This window comes from Parasphingomonas frigoris, from assembly GCF_036663815.1.
GTDB lineage: Bacteria > Pseudomonadota > Alphaproteobacteria > Sphingomonadales > Sphingomonadaceae > Sphingomonas.
The window spans coordinates 852,840-871,485 of sequence record NZ_JAXOJQ010000002.1; the positions used below are offsets into that span (position 1 = coordinate 852,840).

The following is an 18,646-nucleotide window of genomic DNA, read 5'->3' on the forward strand; positions in this document are numbered from 1 at the left end:
ACGTTCTACGTCTATTTACCAAATAGCGCCGATCGGTGAGCCCTGTAAATACCATCTCGACGTCGCTTTGAAGCGACACTATTGCCCGGCCAGGTTCATAGGATATCGCAGCTCATCGTCTAATCCATGTTATTAACTTTTATATTAAGGACAGCAGTGGAGACACTGGCCGTTGCCCTGTCATGCCGAACACGATTTGCTACGAAGTGCTACTGGTTTCCTCGGAAACATCTCCGACGCTGTCGGAATGGACATGGCGTCGCATCGACGAGGCCGATGATATCGTGGCGTGCGGCTTGCGCCACGATACGATGAGCGCGTGCTTTGCCGAAGTCCGCGATCATCAGAGCCTGTTCGGGGCGGCAACGGTCACGGTCAATCTGCGCGGCGAGGCGCCCAGCGCGACGCCGGCGCTTGTCCCGCCGGCCTACGCCGGCGCGCTCAAGCGGCGCGGGCGCGGCCGCTCGACGCTGTAGCCGGGCGCTCAGTCGGCAAAGAGCAGCACCGGCGTCTCCAGATAGCGCTTGAGCGCCTGGACGAAGCTTGCCGCATCCCAGCCGTCGACGACGCGGTGATCGCAGCTGATCGACAGGTTCATCAGCTTGGCGCGGACGATCTCATCGCCCCCTTGAGAATTTTTGGCAAAGACGGGGCGCTCGACGATCTTGTTCGGCCCGATGATCGCGACTTCGGGGCGGTTGATCACCGGCGTCGTCGCGATCCCGCCGAGCGGGCCGAGCGAAGTGACGGTCAGCGTGCCACCGCCCATTTCCTGCGGGGTCAGCTTGTTGGCGCGCGCAGCTTCGGCGAGGCGCAGGATCTCGCTGGCGAGCTGCCACACGTTGCGGTCCTGCGCGTCGCGGATGACGGGGACGGTGAGCCCCGCATCGGTCTGCGTCGCCATGCCGAGGTGCACCGCGCCGTGGCGGGTGACGACGCCGGCTTCGTCGTCATAGCGCGCGTTGATCATCGGGAAGGCCGGGATCGTCTTGCAGATTGCGGCAATCATCAACGGCAGCATCGTCAGCTTGGGGCGGTTGCCGCGCGCGCCGTTGAGATCGGCGCGCATCGCTTCCAATGCGGTGACGTCGATTTCGTCGACATAGGTGAAGTGCGGGATCGCACGCTTCGACGCGGCCATGTTCTCGGCGATGCGGCGGCGCATGCCGATGACCTTGATCGCTTCATCGGGACGGGCGTTGCTGGCGTGGGGGGTGTGATAGCCCTGGCCACTGCCGTAGCGGAGGAAGGCGTCGAGATCGCTGTGGCGGACACGATCAGATTCGGTCTTCACCTGCGCGAGGTCGATGCCGAGATCCGCCGCGCGCGCACGCACGGCCGGGGAGGCAAGCGCCCTCTTCTCCTGCTGCTCCCTCTCCCCGGAGGGGAGAGGGAGAAGAAGGCTGCACCTCCTCGACGCCGGGGTTCTCCGCCTCATATTGCTGCGCAACCTCGACCTGTTCGGCCGACGCAGGCGCCGCCTTCAGTTCAGCCGGCGCATCATCGCGCAAAGCCGGCGCTTCCTCAGCCCCAAACTCCACCGCATCGGTCTCGATCACCACCAGCGCCGCGCCGATCGACACCTGGTCGCCGACCTCGCCCGCAAGCTCGATCACCACGCCCGACACCGGCGACTCCATCTCGACCGTCGCTTTGTCGGTCATCATGTCCGCGACCTGCTGGTCTTCCTCGATCCGATCGCCGACCGCGACGTGCCATGCCACGATCTCGGCCTCGGAAATGCCCTCGCCAATGTCGGGCAGCTTGAACGTAAAACGCGCCATTATGCGTCCTTCATGATCTTCTTGAGCGCCTCGCCGATGCGGACGGGGCCCGGGAAATATGCCCATTCGAGGCTGTGCGGGTACGGCGTGTCGAAGCCCGTCACGCGTTCGATCGGGGCCTCGAGATGGTAGAAGCAGCGCTCCTGCACCAGCGCCGACAGCTCGGCACCGAAGCCCGAGGTGCGCGTCGCTTCGTGGACGATCATGCAGCGCCCGGTCTTCTTGACCGACGCCTCGATCGTCGCGATGTCGAGCGGCACCAGCGTGCGCAGGTCGATCACCTCGGCATCGACGCCGGCCTCTTCCATCACCGCGAGCGCGACATGCACCATCGTGCCGTAGACGAGCACCGTCAGCGCCTCGCCGGGGCGCACGACCTTGGCCTTGCCAAGCTCGATCTTGTAATAGCCGGTCGGCACGTCGCCGGCAGGATGCTGCGACCAGTTCTGCGTCGGCTTGTCCCAATGGCCGTCGAACGGGCCGTTGTAGATCCGCTTGGGCTCGAAGAAGATCGTCGGATCATTGTCCTCGATCGCCGCGATCAGCAAGCCCTTGGCGTCGTACGGAGTCGACGGGATCACCGTCTTCACGCCCGAAATGTGCGTGAAGATCCCTTCCGGGCTCTGGCTGTGCGTCTGCCCGCCGAAGATGCCGCCGCCGAAGGGCGAGCGCACCGTGATCGGCGCGGTGAATTCGCCCGCCGAGCGATAGCGCAGCCGCGCCGCCTCGCTGACCAACTGGTCGAGCGCGGGGTAGATGTAATCGGCGAACTGGATTTCGGGCACAGGGCGCAGGCCGTACGCCCCCATCCCGACTGCGACACCGATGATGCCGCATTCGCTGATCGGCGTGTCGAACACGCGGGTCTTACCGTATTTCGCCTGGAGCCCGGCGGTCGCGCGGAACACGCCGCCGAAATAGCCGACGTCCTCGCCCATCACGATCACGTCGGGGTCGCGACCCATCATCACGTCCATCGCGGAGTTGATCGCCTGGATCATGTTCATGCGAGTGGAATCTGGTGTGTCGGTCATGCTGCTGCACCCGCCGCACTTGCGGCTTTAAAAACCTTCTTCGTGTCTTTGTGGCTTTGTGTGAGAAATTTTGGCTCACACAAAGCCACAAAGCCACGAAGGAAAAAGAAAAACGTTTTGGCTGCGCCGCTTAGCCGGGCACCCATCACTTGCGCGCCCACGGACGGCCGCTGGCGGTTTCCTCGGCGATCATCTGCGCCTGCTGCTCGCGCAAATGCCACGGCATTTCCTCGAACACGCCGTCGAACAAGGTATCGAGCGGCTGGTGCAGGCCGTGGCCGAGCACGCCGTTGGTCTCGGCCTCCTTTTGCGCGGCCTTGACCTGCTCGGCGAGCTCCTTGTCCTGCGCCGCATGGCGGTCTTCGTCCCACTCGCCGAGCGCGATGAGATGGTCCTTGAGGCGCTTGATCGGATCGCCGAGCGGCCAGGCGGTCGGCTCGCCCGCCGAGCGATATTGCCCCGGATCGTCCGAGGTCGAATGGCCCTCGGCGCGATAGGTGAAATGCTCGATCAGCGTCGGCCCCTGGTTGGTCCGCGCGCGCTCGGCCGCCCACAGCGTTGCGGCATAGACCGCGAGCGCGTCGTTACCGTCGACGCGCAGGCCGGCGATGCCATAGCCGACCGCGCGCGCCGCGAAGGTCGTCGACTCGGCGCCGGCAAAGCCCGAGAAGCTCGAGATCGCCCACTGATTGTTGACGACGTTGAAGATCACCGGCGCGCGATAGACGCTGGCGAAGGTGCAGGCCGAGTGGAAATCGCCCTCGGCGGTGGATCCGTCGCCGCACCAGGTCGCGGCGATCCGCGTGTCGCCCTTGGCGGCGCTCGCCATCGCCCAGCCGACGGCCTGCGGATATTGCGTGGTAAGGTTGCCCGAGATCGAGAAGAAGCCCGCTTCCTTCACCGAATACATGATCGGCAACTGCTTGCCCTGCAGCCGGTCGGCGGTGTTCGAATAGATCTGGTTCATCATGTCCACCATCGACCAGCCGCGCGCGATCAGCAGGCCCTGCTGGCGGTACGACGGGAAGCACATGTCTTCGTAATCGAGCGCATGCGCGGCGGCGACCGAGACGGCCTCCTCGCCGGTGCACTTCATGTAGAAGCTCGTCTTGCCCTGGCGCTGCGCGCGGAACATGCGCTCGTCGAACGCGCGGACCAGCGCCATGCTGCGCAGCATTGCGCGCAGCGTATCGGGCGAGAGACGCGGATTCCACGGGCCGACCGCCTGGCCTTCGTCGTCGAGCACGCGGACGAGATCGAAGGCGAGATCGATGAACGTATCGGCCGCATCGGCAGGATCGGGCCGCCGCGCCTGGCCGGCGGGCGGGATCGGCACCTGCGTGAAATCGACCGCATCGCCCGGCCGGAACTTGGGCTCGGGGACGTAGAGCGACAACGGCGCAAGATTGGGCTTCAAATGATCGGGGACTCGGTCGGTCGCCATATACTCTCCACAACGCGTGCCTGGCTTTGTGACCGACAGCGGAATCGTTCTTTCAGCCTTGTTATAAAATTTCAACGCGCTTGGCGAGGGGGCGTTTGGCACGGAATGCGACGACCCGTCGCGCCGGGGTGACGGACCAGCTTGACTCTGATGCGGCAAAGAGAACAAAATAGGAACGATGCTTCAAGTGAGTCGTGCCCGTGTCCTGTCCTGCCATCATCGCCGAGCTTCGCGAAAGCCTCAAGAAGGTGGAAAGCGACGGGCTGCGTCGGCGCCCGGTGCTGCCGTTCGGGATCGCGCCGATCGACGAGCGGCTCGCGCCGGGCGGACTGCGGCTCGATTCGCTCCACGAGATTTCCGCCGCGAGCCCCGCCCCGTCGGACGATGCGGCGGCGACTTTGTTCATGGCGGGAATCGCGGCGCGCGCCTGGGGTCCGGTGCTGTGGGTGGTGCGGCGGCGCGACCTGTTCGCGCCTGGGCTCTACCAGGCGGGGCTCGCGCCGGGGCGGCTGATCTATGCCGAGGCAGCCGACGATGCCGAACTGCTCGCGCTGATGGAGGAGGGTCTGCGGCATCGCGGGCTCGGCGCGGTGGTGGGAGAAGTGAAGCGCGCGGCGATGCCGAATACGCGGCGGCTGCAGCTCGCGGCCGAGGGCGGGAAGACGATCGCGCTGCTGATGAAACGGCATGCGCGGGAGGGCGGCAATCCGCTCGCGGTCCCCTCGGCGGCGATGACGCGCTGGCGGATCGCGTCGGCAGCCTCGGCTCCGCTGCCGGTCGGCGATGCGGGGGTCGGGCGCGCGCGGTGGAAGGTGGAGCTGGTCCGCCAACGCGGCGGCGACTCCGCCGAATGGATGATGGAGGCATGCGATGAAACGGGTCGCCTCGCTCTACCTGCCCGACTGGTCGATCGAACGGCTGGCGCAGGCCGAGCGCTCAGCCGCGCCGCTTGAGGGCGCCAGCGTAGATCCTCAGGGTCTCGCCGAGGTGGTCGCGCGCGAGCAGGCGGTGGCCTGCTCGGTGCCGCGCGGTGGCGGCTGGCGGCCGGGTGCGCGCTGGGCGCGGAGCGGGGAACTCGATGCGAACGCTCGCCATCGCAGCGCTGGACGCGTGAGCGAAGCTGCGCCGCATCCGTTCAAGGCGATGCCGCCTGACGAAGGGCGGACGCCGCTGCGGGATGCGCGGGCGGGCAGCGTCGGGCGCGCCGTGCCTCCCCTCCCTAGAAGGGAGGGGAGGAAAAGCGGCAGCGCATGTTGCTACCCCCCTCCGTCACCCCGGCCCTGTGCCGGGGTCCACACCTCCGCTCACGCGGCGGGATGCGGTGACGGGTGGGCCCCGGCACAAGGCCGGGCTGACGAATGACGGTGTGGCAGAACCGCCCCCCCTGCCCCGCATCACAAGCATCCAATCGGGCAACCAGATCGTCATCGCCGCCGCCTGCTCCGCCGCCCGTGCGCTCGGGCTCGCGCCGGGCATGGCGGTGACCCAGGCCCGCGCGCTGGTGCCCGAGCTCGACATCCGCCCGGCCGACCCGGAGGGCGACCGCGCCGCGTTGCTGCGCCTGGCGACGCTCGCCGCGCGGCGGTGGTGCCCGGTGGTGATGCTGTCGGGCGAGGACGGTCTGTTCCTCGACATCAGCGGCACTGCACATCTGTTCGGCGGTGAGGCGCAGATGGCGCGGCGGATGGTGCGGATCCTTGCGCGCCATGGTTTCACCGCGCGCGTCGCGATCGCCGATACGCCGGGCGCGGCGTGGGCGCTCGCACGATTTGCGATCTCCACCGCGCAGCCCTCCCGTCACCCCCGCAGAAGCGGGGGTGACGGGGCGTTGGTCTGCCCGCCCGCCGCGCAGATCGACGCGCTCGCCGCGCTCCCGACCCGCGCGCTCCGGCTCGAACCGCGTGCGATCGAGCTGCTCAAGCGGCTCGGCATCGAGACGATCGGGCAGCTCGCCGCGCGCCCCCGCGCGCCGCTCGCGCGGCGCTTCGGCGGCGCACTCGTCGCGCGGCTCGACCAGGCGACCGGGCGCCTGCCCGAACCGCTCGACCCCGTTCCCGTGCCCGAGCCGATCGGCGTGGTGCAGCGCTTCGCCGAACCGATCGCCACCGCCGAAGCGATCGCGCATTGGCTCGGCCAGCTGATGCCGCGACTCGTCACCGCGCTCGCCGAGGCTGGCCTGGGCGCGCGCGCGGTCGAGCTCGTCGCCGACCGGATCGACGGCGTGCCGCAGCGACTGCGGATCGGCCTCGCCCGCCCGACGCGCGACGGCGCGCATCTGTTGCGGCTGACGCTGCGGCGGATCGAGGAGATTGCGCCGGGCTATGGCATCGACGCGCTCGCGCTCCACGTTCGCCGCGCCGATCCGCTCGGCGCCGAGGCGTTCGCCGAGACGCTCGAAGAGCAGGCGCCCGATCTAGCGCCGCTGATCGACACGCTCGCCAACCGCATCGGGATGCAAGCCTTGTGGCGCACGGTGCCGATCGAGAGCGATGTACCCGAACGCTCGATCGCCGCCGCACCGCCGCTCGATCCGCCGGCGCGCGCCACCGCCGCGCTCAAGCCCGACGACGTCCGCCAGCTCGATCGCTCGCTTGCGCTCCACCCGTGGGATACGCGCTGGCCGCGCCCGGTGCGGCTGCTGCATCGCCCCGAGTTGCTCGACCATGTGCTCGCCGAACTGCCTGACCAGCCGCCCAAGCGCTTCACCTGGCGCGGCACCGCGCACCGCGTTGTGCGCGCCGACGGCCCCGAGCGGATCCTCGGCGAATGGTGGAAGCGCTCGACCGAGCGCGACAGCGTGCGCGACTATTTTCAGGTCGAGGACGAGGCCGGGCACCGCTACTGGCTGTTCCGCCGCGGCGATGGCGAGCGCAAAGAGACAGGCGACCTTGCCTGGTTCATGCACGGATCGTTCGGATGAGCCGCGGCTCAACGCCGCGCGTCGATCGCCTTCAGGCGTCCCTCGCGGCCATAATCGAGCAAGCGCGTATCGGCGGTGAGCAACGGGCAATTGTAAGCCCGCGCGGTCGCCATGATGATCCGATCGCACGGGTCGCCGTGAATTTCGCGCGGCAGGCTTCCTGCGTCCAATGCGATCTGGCGAGTCATGTCGGCAATGACGAGCCCCACCTCGACCAATCGCTCGATCCATATTTCGGGTGGCATGGCGAGCGTCAGGTTCCGCCGCGCGACGAGCATCCCGATTTCCGACATGCTAATCGCAGCAAAGAGCGCCTCCCCCGATCCGATCGCGTCGGCCACGGTGTTTGCCGCCACCTTCCCGAGTCGCGGATCGCCATCCGCGAACCAGATCAGGACGTGCGTATCGAACAGGATCACCGATACAGCTCGGCAGGATTGTTAGCCTCCCACTCCGCTTCCCAGTCGGGATCGACCGGCGCGGTAGGGTCGACTCCGGGCGCCCATGTCACCGACCCTTTCATCATGCCGAAGCGCGCCACGGGGGCGGTCTTTTCGGCCACGGCCGACACCGTCGCGACCGGCTTGCCGCGCTTGGTGATGGTGATCGATTCGCCGCTCGCCTGGACCTCGTCGAGAATCGCCAGGCACTTGGCCTTGAATTCCGCCGCGCCGATCTGTTTCGTCATCGCCGTCGCTCCTACCGAACTGGTCACTTGCTATAGTCACATTGCCGGTTTCGAACAATGAGCTGGTGCGAACTGCAGGTCACGAGCCACTACAGTTTCTTGCGGGGCGCCTCCTCGCCCGAGGATCTGTTCAAGGCCGCCGCGATCGAGGGCATGCCCGCGCTCGCCATCACCGATCGCAATTCGGTCGGCGGCGTGGTGCGCGGGCTGGTCGCGGCCGAGCAGATGTCGACGATCCGTCCGATCCGGCTGGTCGCGGGCTGCCGGCTCGATCTGGTCGACGGCACATCGGTGCTGGTCTGGCCCGAGGATCGCGCCGCCTGGAGCCGGCTCACGCGGCTGCTGACGCTCGGCAAGGGCCGCGCAGATCCGCAAAAGGGCGAGAAGGGACACTGCTTCCTGCATTGGGAGGATGTGGCCGCGCATGCCGACGGGCTCGTCGCCGCGCTCGTCCCCGGCCTGACCGAAACCTATGCAGAGGATGGCGAGGCGCTGCGCTGGATGGCCGATGTGTTCGGCAGTCGCGGGCATGTCTGCCTGACGCAGCACCGCCGCCCCGGCGATGCGCAGCGGCTCCACAGCCTCGACGCGCAGGCGCAGCAGTACGGGCTCACCCCGCTCGCCACCGGCGACGTGCTCTATGATGTGCCGCAGCGCCGGATGCTGCAGGACGTCGTCACCGCGATCCGCCATCGCTCGACGATCGACGCGCTCGGCCATGCGCGCGAGCGCAGCGCCGACCGGCATCTGAAAGGCCCCGCCGAAATGGCGCGGCGCTTCAAGCACCATCCGCGCGCGCTCGCCGCGGCAGAAGCGATCGTCGAGCGCTGCACCTTTTCGCTGCGCGAGTTGAAGGAGCAGTATCACTATCCCGACGAAGTGGTCATCAGCCAGCGCACGCCGCAGGATGCGCTGGCGACGATGGCACGCAAGGCGCTGTCCGACCGCTTCGAGGGCGCGCCGCCACCGGCTTATACCAAGCTGCTTGAGCATGAACTCGAGCTGGTCGCGCAGATGGACTACGCGCCCTACTTTCTCACGGTCAATTCGATCGTGCGCTATGCGCGCAGCCAGGGCATCCTGTGCCAGGGCCGCGGATCGGCGGCGAATTCGGTGATCTGCTTCGTACTCGGCATCACCTCGATCGACCCGATCGTCCACACGCTCTTGTTCGAGCGCTTCATCTCAACCGAGCGGCGCGAACCGCCCGATATCGACGTCGATTTCGAGCATGAGCGGCGCGAGGAAGTGATCCAGTGGATCTACGAGACCTATGGCGAGCAGCATGCCGCGCTGACCGCCGTTGTCAGCCGCTATCGTTCGCGCGGTGCGGTGCGCGAGGTCGGCAAGGCGCTCGGGCTGCCCGAGGACATGACCGCGGCGCTCGCCTCGCAAGTGTGGGGCTGGTCGAACGACGGCGTGCCGCAGGAGCATGTCGCCGCGCTCAACCTCGACGCGAGTGAGCCGCGGCTCGCGCTGACGCTCGAACTGGCGACGCAGTTGATCGGTACGCCGCGGCATCTGTCGCAGCATCCCGGCGGCTTCGTGCTATCGCACGACCGGCTCGACGAGCTGGTGCCGGTCGAGCCCGCGGCGATGATCGACCGCCGCGTGGTCGAATGGGAGAAGCTCGACGTCGAGGAGATCGGGCTGATGAAGGTCGACATTCTCGGCCTCGGCATGCTCGGCTGCATGCGGCGCTGCTTCGATCTGCTGCGCGAGCATAAGGGCATCGACCTGCGGCTCGACAGCGACGCGATGCAGGTCGACGACCCCGCCACCTTTGCGATGATCCAGCGCGCCGACACGCTCGGCACCTTCCAGATCGAGAGCCGCGCGCAGATGTCGATGCTGCCGCGGATGAAGCCCAAGGAGTTTTACGACATCGCGATCCAGGTCGCGATCGTCCGCCCCGGGCCGATCCAGGGCGACATGGTCCACCCCTATCTCAAGCGGCGCGAGCAGAAGGAGCGGATCGAATATCCCAACGCCGCGCTCGAAGCGGTGCTCAAGAAGACGCTCGGCGTGCCCTTGTTCCAGGAGCAGGCGATGCAGGTCGCGATCGTCGGCGCCGGCTTCACCCCGGGCGAGGCCGACCGGCTGCGCCGTGCGATGGCGACCTTCAAGATGACCGGCGGGGTCGGCGAATTCCGCGACAAATTGATTACCGGCATGCTCGGCAACGGCATCAGCCAGGATTTCGCCGAGCGGCTGGTCAAGCAGATCGAGGGGTTCGGCAGCTATGGTTTCCCCGAGAGCCATGCGGCGAGCTTTGCCAAGATCGCCTATGCGTCGAGCTGGATGAAGTGCCACCACCCCGATGTGTTCTGCGCCGCCTTGCTCAACGCGCAACCGATGGGGTTCTACGCGCCCGCGCAGATCGTGCGCGATGCGCGCGAGCATGGGGTGCGGATCGAGCCGGTGTGCGTAAATCGGAGCGAATGGGATACGATCCTTCTTCTCCCTCTCCCCGCTCGCGGGGAGAGGGCCGGGGAGAGGGGGACGCTTCAACAACCGCCACGCTCGGTAACGCAGCACTGCCCCTCTCCCCGACCCTCTCCCCGCCAGCGGGGAGAGGGAGACTTATCCCCCCTCCGTCTCGGCCTGCGCGTCATCCTCGGCATTTCCGGCGCAGAGGCCGGCCGCATCCTCATCGCGCGCGCGTCGCGCGCGTTCGCCTCGATCGAGGATGTCTGGCGCCGCGCCGGTATCTCGCTGCTCACGCTCGAGAAGATCGCGCAGGCCGATGGCTTCCACGGCTTCGGGCTCGATCGCCGCCGCGCGCTGTGGGAGGTCAAGGCGCTCGGGCAGAAGCCGCTGCCGCTGTTCGCCGCGATCGAATCGCCGACCGAGCCGAGCGTGACGCTCGCCGCGCTGACTGCAGGGCGCGAAGTGGTCGAGGATTATCGCGCGACGCAGATGTCGCTGCGCGCGCATCCGCTGAGCTTCCTGCGCGGCGAACTCGACCGACGGCGGATGGTGCGGTGTGCCGATCTCGCCCGTGTGAAGGATGGCACACGCGTCGAGGTCGCCGGGCTGATCCTGGTACGACAACGCCCGGGCAGCGCGAAGGGCGTGGTGTTCGTCACGCTCGAGGACGAGACCGGCATCGCCAACGCAATCCTCTGGCCCGATCGCTTCGAGGCGCAGCGCCGTACGGTAATGGGCGCGGCAATGCTGAGCGTCACCGGCCGCGTGCAGTGCGAGAGCGGGACGATCCACGTCATCGCCGACCGCATCACCGATCTGACCGGATTGCTCCGCCAGATCGGCGACATCGACCTGCCGCGCCTGACGATGCCCGGCGACGGCGCGACGCATGGCGGGACGATCGACCCGCGCGACCGCAAGCCCGGCTGGAAACCCCCGCCGCAGCGCGCGCTCGAAAGCTGGCCGCCACGGACGGGGGGCAAGGAAGATGGCGACCTCATCCCGGTCCGCAGCCACGATTTCCACTAGCGCCGGATCCTTCTGGCCCGAAGCGCGCCATATAACCTCCCCTCCCTGAAAGGGAGGGGAGTCTTAACCAGACCGTCAGGCGGCGCGGCCGGTCTCGAACAGGAACCAGGCACGGCGTTCGGCCTGGTCGGTCCAGTCGTCGATCATCGCGCTGGTGGCATTGTCCTTCGCTTCGTCGGCAATGTCCTTCGCCTCGCGCAGCGCCTCGACCAGAGCGAGATTGTCGTCGCGCAATTCCTTGAGCATCGCCGCCGGCGCGACGAAGGCCGCGTCATTGTCCTTGATCGTCTGATGCCGCGCCACGTCGCCGATCGAGCGCAGCGTGGTGTTGCCGGTCTTGCGCACGCGCTCGGCAATGTCGTCGGTGCCGGCGAAGATTTCCGCGGCATGCTCGTCGAGCAGCAGGTGATAGTCGCGGAAATGCGGGCCCGACATGTGCCAGTGGAAATTCTTGGTCTTGAAGAACAAGGCGAACGAGTCGGCGAGGATGCCGTTGAGCGCCTCGGCGACGGTCTTGGTCGCGTTGCTCGGCAGGTCGGTCGGAGTCTTCAATGCGTCGGCAGCCATCGGGATGTCCTCCAGAGTAAGCGAGAAAATCGAATCGGTGTGGTAACGATCGCCTAGCCCATTGGCTCCGCTGCGGATTGGACAAAAATGCGATCAAGGCGATCGGCTGGCTAGATCAGCCGCAACGCTGCCAATGCCTGCACCGTGCCGAACACGAGCAACACCGCCGCCGAACCGAGGCGAATCGCCGTCGTCGGCAGCGTTCGCAGCGTCCTGCTGCCGAGCAGGATCGCGGGGGTGGTGACGACCAGCGCGCCGATCGTCGCGCCGACCGCGGCCAGCGCGGGCGTGGTGCTGCGCACCGCGAGGGCGGCCGTGATGAACTGCATGCGGTCGCCGAGCGAGAGCATCGCGATCGTCAGCAGGCTCGTCCCGAACGCGCCCAGCCGCCAGTTGCGCAGCTTCGCCGGCTTGATCGGCCAGCATCCGGATACGCCGGCCGACAGCAAGGCGAGCGCCAGCAACAGGTCGCGCGCATTGGGTGAGAGCAAGGATGCGACGAACAGTCCTCCGACCACGCTGATCGTATTTCCGATCGCCAGCGCGAGCGCGGTCGCCGCGATTACCGCGCCCTTGCCGGCATAGCGATCGCCGAGCAGAGCCGCGGTCCACGGCGCGCGGTCGCTCGCCTGGGTGAGGAGCGCCGCGACAAGCGCGGCCATCAGCGCATCCATCCGCTCAGCCGGTCAGGCGAACCGAGCAGGCCGCGGCATAGGATTGGCAGGCCTGTTCGTCCTGCCGCTCGCAGCCGACCGCCTCGCGCAGCATGGCGATCCAGTCGCACAGCAGCGTGCCACGCTCGCCGCGCGCCAATGCCGCGGCGATGACCTGCGCGACCGCGACGGCGGGCAGCAGCCCGCTCCGTAGCGCCGCGGCACGGATCGCGTCGATCTCCGTGGCGAGCGTGGCGAGCGATGCGGCGGGCGCGTGCCGGCCGATCAGCGCGATTCGCTCGGCAAGTTCGCTCCGTGCGAGATCCCCGGCAATTGGCGCGATGGTCATGGCCGTCCCCTTTGACGCGCAGCGTGCGCGCATGGTGGTAAACAGGCGCTTAATCGGTTGCGAATCGGGTGCCGCGCTTGACATCGCGACCGCGTTGCGCCATCGGGCAGCGCTTCAAGCGGCGGCCGGTTCGCCGCTTTTGCATTTTCAGATCACAGGAATTCAGGTCATGGCAAAGCCGACCACGGTCAAGATCAAGCTCGTCAGCACGGCGGACACCGGCTTCTTCTACACCACCAAGAAGAACCCGCGCACCAAGACCGAGAAGCTGAGCTTCAGCAAGTATGACCCCGTCGTGCGCAAGCATGTCGAGTTCAAGGAAGCCAAGATCAAGTAAGCCACTGGCCGCAAGGCCGGTTGCGTCGATCAGGGCCGCGGGCACCCGCCCGGCGGCCTTTTTCGCGTTTTCAAAGCCCCTCCGCTTCAGGGGAGGGGCTTAAGGCTACAGCAGCGCGGCCACCGCATCGACGAAGCGCATCAGCGAGATCGGCTTCGAGACATAGGCGTCCGCCCCGACCGCGCGGATCCGCTCCTCATCCTCGCGCCCGGCATAGGCCGTCACCGCCATGATCGGGATCGCGCGCAGCTCCGAATCCGCCTTGAGATGCTGGATCAGTTCATAGCCGCTGACGTGCGGCAGCTGGATGTCCATCACGATCAGATCGGGCGCGAAACCGCGTGCGCGCTGCACCGCCTCGCGGCCATCGCGCACGCCTTCGGTGTCATATTCATGCGCGCGCAACAGGTCGCAGAAAAGTTTGAGGTTGAGTTCGTTGTCCTCGACAACGAGCACCCTTTTTGCCACGCCCGCCATTCCTTGGTCCATGGGACGCTCCTATCCAATGCGCGACGCAGTGACAAATCCCGACCCGATGCAGATCGCGCTCAACGCCCTGGTCTGGACGCTCGGCGAGGAAGATCGGGCCCAGCGGCTGCTCGACACGACTGGCCTGACCCCGGACGATCTGCGCGCCCGTGCGAGCGAGCCGGCGGTGCTGTCGGCGGTGCTCGGCTTTCTCGAAAACTATGAGCCCGACCTGCTCGCCTGTGCCGAGGGGATCGGCCAGACCCCACAAGCGATCGTCGCTGCGCGCGCCGCGCTCGATCCGGAGTATTACGAATGAAGGGCCTGTTGATCTGCGATTGCGACGAGGTACTGCTGCACATGGTGCGGCACTTCGGCGTGTGGCTGCACGAGACGCATGACATCGACTTCGCGATCGAGGGCGGCGATTTCGCGTCGAGCATGCGCCGCCGCGACGGCAGCGCCGCGCCGACGCAGGAAGAGATGTGGGAATTGCTCCACGGCTTCTTTCCCGACGAGATGAGCCGCCAGACGCTGGTGCCGCATGCGCGCGAAGCGCTCGCCAAGCTCTCCGAGGTCGCCGATGTGGTGATCCTCACCAACCTCGCCGATCACAATCGCGAGCCGCGCATCGCGCAGCTGCTCGGCCATGACATGGACTATCGCGTCGAGACCAACCAGGGCGGCAAGGGCGATCCCGTCGCGCGGCTGGTCGCCGAGTTCGGCAACCCCGTCACCGTCTTCGTCGATGATCTCGCGGTGCATCACGCCTCGGTCGCCAAGCATGCGCCGGGCGTCTTCCGCCTGCACATGGTGTCCGAGCCCAAGCTCGCCCCCAGCGTGCCGCCGGCGCCCGACGCGCATGTCCGCATCGACGACTGGCAGGTTGCAGAACGCTGGATCGCCGATCGCTTCGCCGCCGCCGTACCGGCCACCCCCACCGCTGAAAGGACCTCCGCATGACCGACCGTATCGACCGCAAGCTCGCCGAGCTCGGCCTGGCCTTGCCCGCCCCCGCCGCCCCGGTCGCCTCCTACGTACCCGCGGTCGACGCGCATGGCCTGCTCCACATTTCGGGGCAGTTGCCCTTCATCGATGGCGAGCTGGTCAAGGGGCGGCTCGGCGATTCGGTCGATCTGGAGGGCGGCCAGCGCGCCGCGCAGGCGTGCGGGCTGATGCTCGTCGCGCAGATCAAGGCCGCGCTCGGCGGGCTGCACCGTGTCGAGCGGATCGTGAAGCTCGGCGTGTTCGTCAATTGCACCGCCGATTTCACCGACCAGCCCAAGGTCGCCAATGGTGCGTCGGATCTGATGGTCGAGCTGTTCGGGGAAGCCGGCAAGCACGCCCGCAGCGCGGTCGGCGTCGGCGCGCTGCCGCTCGGCGCGGCGGTCGAAGTCGACGCGATCGTGCAGATCTCGACGAACTGAACGCCGCTGCAGAGCAACATTTTGACATGAAGACCCGCGCGGGACGGAACAGAAGCCCCGTCCCGCGCTTTGCCCCTGCTCGACGATCGTAGCGGGCAAGGGTCTGACAATGCCGATGAGAATATGCGCCTGCACGGTTGCAAGCGCCTGTGTTTTCGAGTTTTCACCGCGATGAGCGGCGTCGCGGTGCGCGACCGCGCGACGGTGCTCGAGCAGACCCGCGTGCTGAAGATGGCGAGCTCGACGCACGCCTATGTCCGCGGCAACACCGTCAAATTCTACGAATGGCTCGCGCAATCGCCGGCCGCCAAGACGCTCCCCGCAGGGCCGGCGATCTGGATCTGCGGCGACTGCCATCTCGGCAATCTCGGCCCGCTCGCCGATACCGATGGCAAGGTCGCGGTGCAGATTCGCGATCTCGACCAGACGGTGATCGGCAATCCGGCGCACGACCTGATCCGGCTCGGCCTGTCGCTCGCCACCGCGGCGCGCGGCTCGGACCTGCCCGGTGTGACCACGGCGCGGATGATCGAGGAGATGATCGAGGGCTATGACCTCGCGCTCCGCGATCCCGATGGCGACCGCCCGACGCCCGAACCCGGCGCGGTGCGCACCGTGCGCCGCCGCGCGCTCGGGCGGCGCTGGCGGCACCTCGCCTCCGAACGGCTGAGCGACGTCGAGCCGAAGATCCCGCTCGGCAAGAAGTTCTTCGCGCTCTCGCCCGCGGAGAAGGACGGCCTGTCCGCCTTGTTCGAGGAGGATGCGGTGCGGGACATGATCCTCGCGCTGTCGCATCGCGACTGCGACAGCCGCGTCCGGCTGGCCGACGCCGCTTATTGGATGAAGGGCTGCAGCTCGCTCGGCAATCTGCGCTTTGCCGCGATCGTGGCGATCGGCGGTTCGAAGAAGGAGCCCGATTCGGTCGCTTTGATCGATCTCAAGGAAGCGGTCCGCGCCGTCGCGCCGGCGCGCAAGGGTGCGGTCATGCCCGCCGATCCCGCCGAACGCGTCATCGCCGGTGCCCGCGCGCTCTCGCCCAATCTCGGCGAGCGCATGCTGGCGGCGCGGCTGCTCGACACGCCGATCGTGATGCGCGAGCTGATGCCACAGGATCTCAAGCTCGAGATCGACCAGTTCAGCCGCCGCGAGGCGACGACCGCGGCACGCTATCTCGCTTATGTCGTGGGGCGCGCGCATGCCCGCCAGATGACCGACGCCGAGCGCCGCGAGTGGCGCAAGGTGCTGCTCGACCATCGCGGCGCCGGGATCGACGCACCGTCGTGGCTGTGGCGCAGCGTCGTCGACCTGACCGCGAACCACGAGGCGGGCTATCTCGAACATTGCCGCCGCTACGCGCTCGCGCAGGCCGCCTGACGCCCGACGGGCCGGTGAAATTATTGCGCGGAGGTCGGCTTCCCTAGGGCGTTGGCTTGTGGTGTATTATTCCCATGAAACATCTCAGCACATTGGCCCTGTGGGCATCGGTCTCGCTTCTCTCGGTCTCCGCCGCGCATGCCGCGCCTGAGCGGTTCAGCGTGATCTTCGGCGGCAAGACCGTCGGGCATCTCGACGTCGACACGACGGGTGCGCACAGCAAGATCGACTTCGACTATAAGAACAATGGTCGCGGCCCGACGATGAAGGAAGAGCTCGACGTCGACGCCGACGGCCTGCCCGTCGCCTGGACGATCAGCGGCGCGACGACCTTCGGCAGCAAGGTTTCCGAGACCTTCGCCAAGTCCGGCACGACCGCGCGCTGGACCGATTCGACCGGCCCCGGCCAGAGCGTCGTCCGCGCTCCGAGCCTCTACGTCGCGCAGAGCGGCAGCCCGTGGGCGCTCGGGCTCTACGCCCGCGCCTTGCTCAAGCGCCCGAACGGCGAACTGCCCGCGCTGCCGGGCGGCGCGCTCAAGCTCGCCAAGGGCGAGACGCTGAGCGTCGCCGGCAAGGGCGGCCCGGTCACCGTCACCGCCTACACGCTCAGCGGGATCGAGACGCAGCCCGAGACGATCCTGCTCGACGGCGCGAACCAGATGTTCGGCTATGTCACCCCCGATTCGGCGATCCTGCGCCAAGGCTATGAGGGCGAGGAAGTCCGGCTGCGCGCGCTCGCCGCGCAATGGTCGACCGATCGCTACGTCGCGATCCAGAAGGCGGTCGCGCATCGCTACGGCGCGCCGGTCCGGATCCGCAACGTCCGCCTGTTCGACCCCAGGACCGGCACGCTGACGTCGCGCATGGCAGTGATCGTCAACGGCACGACGATCGCCGCGGTCGAGCCCAATGACAGCGTCGCCAGCCCGGGCGAGGTCAGCATCGACGGCGCGGGCGGCACGCTGGTTGCCGGGATGACCGAGATGCACGGACATCTCGGACAGGACAGTGCGCTACTCAATCTGATCGCCGGGATCACCACGGTGCGCGACATGGGCAATGATAATGCCGTGCTCGATTCGCTGATCACGCGGATGGACGCCAGCATCATCGGCGGCCCGCGCGTCGTGCGCAGCGGCTTCATCGAGGGCAAGTCGCCGTTCAGCGCGAACAACGGCATCCTGGTCGACAGCGAGGCCGCCGCGGTCGACGCGGTGCGCTGGTACGCCGCGCGCGGCTATTGGCAGATCAAGATCTACAACAGCATGAACCCCGCCTGGGTACCGGCGATGGTCAAGGAGGCGCATCGCCTCGGCCTGCGCGTCGCAGGGCACGTCCCCGCCTTCGCCACCGCCGACCAGATGATCGCGGCAGGCTATGACGAGATGACGCACATCAACCAGTTCATGCTCGGCTGGGTGATCAAGCCGAGCGAGGATACGCGCACGCTATTCCGCCTGACTGCGCTCAAGCGGCTGCCAGCGCTCGACCTGTCGTCGCCCGTTGTGCAGCACACCATCCAGCTGATGGTCGACGGCAAGAAGGCGATCGACCCGACGCTCGGCATCCACGAGAATCTGCTGCTCAACCGCGACGGCCAGGTACCGGCTGGCGCGGTCGACTATTACGACCATCTGCCGATCGGCGAGCAGCGCGGGCTCAAGAAGGCGTGGATCGACACCTCGGCGCCGGGCGACGATGCGGCGTATCGCGGCGCGTACGGCCAGATCGTCAAGACGGTGCGGATGCTCCACGATCGCGGCGTGTTCATCGTGCCGGGCACCGACACCGGCGGCGCGCTGACCTATCACCGCGAGCTCGAGCTCTACACCAAAGCCGGCTTCGGCAATGCCGAGGTGCTGACGCGCGCGACCTGGGACATGGCGAAATATCTCGGCGAGGAGCAGCGCCGCGGATCGATCGAGAAGGGCAAGCTCGCCGACTTCTTCCTCATTCCCGGCGATCCGACCAAGGACATCAAGGCGATCAAGACGATCGCGATGGTGGTGAAGGACGGGACGTTTTATTATCCGAGCGAGGTCTATCCGAACTTCGGGATCAAGCCCTTCGCCCCCGCCCCTTCGGTCGCGCTCCCGACGAAGGCGATCGCCGCGCGCTGATCGCCCTGCTGGCCCCTGCCCT

General features: G+C 67.4%; 18 protein-coding genes and 1 pseudogene. 10 read left to right on the forward strand and 9 right to left on the reverse strand.

The features are described 5' to 3' along the window. Positions 1-182 precede the first annotated feature (182 nt). Positions 183-476, forward strand: coding sequence for a hypothetical protein (locus tag U1872_RS09460; protein WP_332792625.1), 294 nt, complete (start codon positions 183-185; stop codon positions 474-476). An 8-nt stretch (positions 477-484) separates the two neighbouring features. Here the strand turns inward: U1872_RS09460 and U1872_RS22860 are convergent. The 3 genes and pseudogenes from U1872_RS22860 to U1872_RS09480 all read right to left on the reverse strand — a co-directional run bounded on the left by U1872_RS22860 (position 485) and on the right by U1872_RS09480 (position 4,262). After that, a pseudogene (locus U1872_RS22860) lies at positions 485-1,784 on the reverse strand (dihydrolipoamide acetyltransferase family protein). Then, positions 1,784-2,791 (reverse strand): alpha-ketoacid dehydrogenase subunit beta, encoded by a 1,008-nt coding sequence (locus U1872_RS09475; protein ID WP_332792790.1) that lies wholly within the window; start codon positions 2,789-2,791, stop codon positions 1,784-1,786. Before U1872_RS09475 ends, U1872_RS22860 begins: the two are co-directional and overlap by 1 nt. A gap of 172 nt (positions 2,792-2,963) precedes the next feature. Further along, the gene (locus tag U1872_RS09480) at positions 2,964-4,262 is read right to left on the reverse strand and encodes a thiamine pyrophosphate-dependent enzyme (protein ID WP_332792628.1); all 1,299 of its coding nucleotides are present in this window, start codon (positions 4,260-4,262) and stop codon (positions 2,964-2,966) included. 248 nt (positions 4,263-4,510) lie between these two features. On the opposite strand from U1872_RS09480, the gene U1872_RS09485 reads away from it, so the two are divergent. Continuing rightward, positions 4,511-5,215: an ImuA family protein gene (locus U1872_RS09485; protein ID WP_443025366.1), complete on the forward strand. Its 705-nt coding sequence runs from the start codon at positions 4,511-4,513 to the stop codon at positions 5,213-5,215. Positions 5,216-5,628: 413 nt separating this feature from the next. Beyond that, positions 5,629-7,182, forward strand: a complete 1,554-nt coding sequence (locus tag U1872_RS09490) for a Y-family DNA polymerase (RefSeq protein ID WP_332792630.1) — start codon at positions 5,629-5,631, stop codon at positions 7,180-7,182. 8 nt (positions 7,183-7,190) lie between these two features. On the opposite strand, the gene U1872_RS09495 is transcribed toward U1872_RS09490, so the two are convergent. After that, positions 7,191-7,601, reverse strand: coding sequence for a type II toxin-antitoxin system VapC family toxin (locus tag U1872_RS09495; RefSeq protein ID WP_332792631.1), 411 nt, complete (start codon positions 7,599-7,601; stop codon positions 7,191-7,193). Beyond that, complete coding sequence (locus U1872_RS09500; RefSeq protein ID WP_332792632.1) at positions 7,598-7,870, reverse strand: type II toxin-antitoxin system Phd/YefM family antitoxin; 273 nt, start codon at positions 7,868-7,870, stop codon at positions 7,598-7,600. Before U1872_RS09500 ends, U1872_RS09495 begins: the two co-directional genes overlap by 4 nt. A gap of 57 nt (positions 7,871-7,927) precedes the next feature. On the opposite strand from U1872_RS09500, the gene U1872_RS09505 reads away from it, so the two are divergent. Continuing rightward, the gene (locus U1872_RS09505) at positions 7,928-11,329 is read left to right on the forward strand and encodes an error-prone DNA polymerase (RefSeq protein WP_332792633.1); all 3,402 of its coding nucleotides are present in this window, start codon (positions 7,928-7,930) and stop codon (positions 11,327-11,329) included. 75 nt (positions 11,330-11,404) lie between these two features. Here U1872_RS09505 and U1872_RS09510 read toward each other — a convergent pair whose 3' ends face one another. From U1872_RS09510 to U1872_RS09520, 3 genes are all read right to left on the reverse strand, one after another. Then, complete coding sequence (locus tag U1872_RS09510; protein WP_332792634.1) at positions 11,405-11,896, reverse strand: Dps family protein; 492 nt, start codon at positions 11,894-11,896, stop codon at positions 11,405-11,407. Between the two features lie 110 nt (positions 11,897-12,006). After that, the gene (locus U1872_RS09515; RefSeq protein WP_332792635.1) at positions 12,007-12,558 is read right to left on the reverse strand and encodes a TMEM165/GDT1 family protein; all 552 of its coding nucleotides are present in this window, start codon (positions 12,556-12,558) and stop codon (positions 12,007-12,009) included. A gap of 16 nt (positions 12,559-12,574) precedes the next feature. Continuing rightward, positions 12,575-12,898 (reverse strand): hypothetical protein, encoded by a 324-nt coding sequence (locus tag U1872_RS09520; RefSeq protein WP_332792636.1) that lies wholly within the window; start codon positions 12,896-12,898, stop codon positions 12,575-12,577. 169 nt (positions 12,899-13,067) lie between these two features. On the opposite strand from U1872_RS09520, the gene rpmG reads away from it, so the two are divergent. Further along, positions 13,068-13,235 carry a 50S ribosomal protein L33 gene (gene rpmG, locus U1872_RS09525; RefSeq protein ID WP_010162189.1) on the forward strand — a complete coding sequence of 56 codons (168 nt, stop codon included), beginning with the start codon at positions 13,068-13,070 and terminating at the stop codon, positions 13,233-13,235. 105 nt (positions 13,236-13,340) lie between these two features. On the opposite strand, the gene U1872_RS09530 is transcribed toward rpmG, so the two are convergent. Further along, complete coding sequence (locus U1872_RS09530; RefSeq protein ID WP_332792637.1) at positions 13,341-13,703, reverse strand: response regulator; 363 nt, start codon at positions 13,701-13,703, stop codon at positions 13,341-13,343. 37 nt (positions 13,704-13,740) lie between these two features. Here U1872_RS09530 and U1872_RS09535 point away from each other — a divergent pair, with 37 nt between their 5' ends. From U1872_RS09535 to U1872_RS09555, 5 genes are all read left to right on the forward strand, one after another. Then, positions 13,741-14,022 (forward strand): DUF3572 domain-containing protein, encoded by a 282-nt coding sequence (locus tag U1872_RS09535; protein WP_332792638.1) that lies wholly within the window; start codon positions 13,741-13,743, stop codon positions 14,020-14,022. Then, positions 14,019-14,666, forward strand: coding sequence for an HAD family hydrolase (locus U1872_RS09540; RefSeq protein WP_332792639.1), 648 nt, complete (start codon positions 14,019-14,021; stop codon positions 14,664-14,666). Before U1872_RS09535 ends, U1872_RS09540 begins: the two co-directional genes overlap by 4 nt. Continuing rightward, a complete protein-coding gene (locus tag U1872_RS09545) occupies positions 14,663-15,130 on the forward strand; it encodes a RidA family protein (protein ID WP_332792640.1) in 468 nt (155 codons plus the stop codon). Before U1872_RS09540 ends, U1872_RS09545 begins: the two co-directional genes overlap by 4 nt. 171 nt (positions 15,131-15,301) lie before the next feature. Next, positions 15,302-16,504, forward strand: a complete 1,203-nt coding sequence (locus U1872_RS09550; RefSeq protein WP_332792641.1) for a DUF2252 family protein — start codon at positions 15,302-15,304, stop codon at positions 16,502-16,504. Positions 16,505-16,578: 74 nt separating this feature from the next. Continuing rightward, a complete protein-coding gene (locus U1872_RS09555) occupies positions 16,579-18,624 on the forward strand; it encodes an amidohydrolase family protein (protein ID WP_332792642.1) in 2,046 nt (681 codons plus the stop codon). The last annotated feature ends 22 nt before the right edge of the window (positions 18,625-18,646 follow it).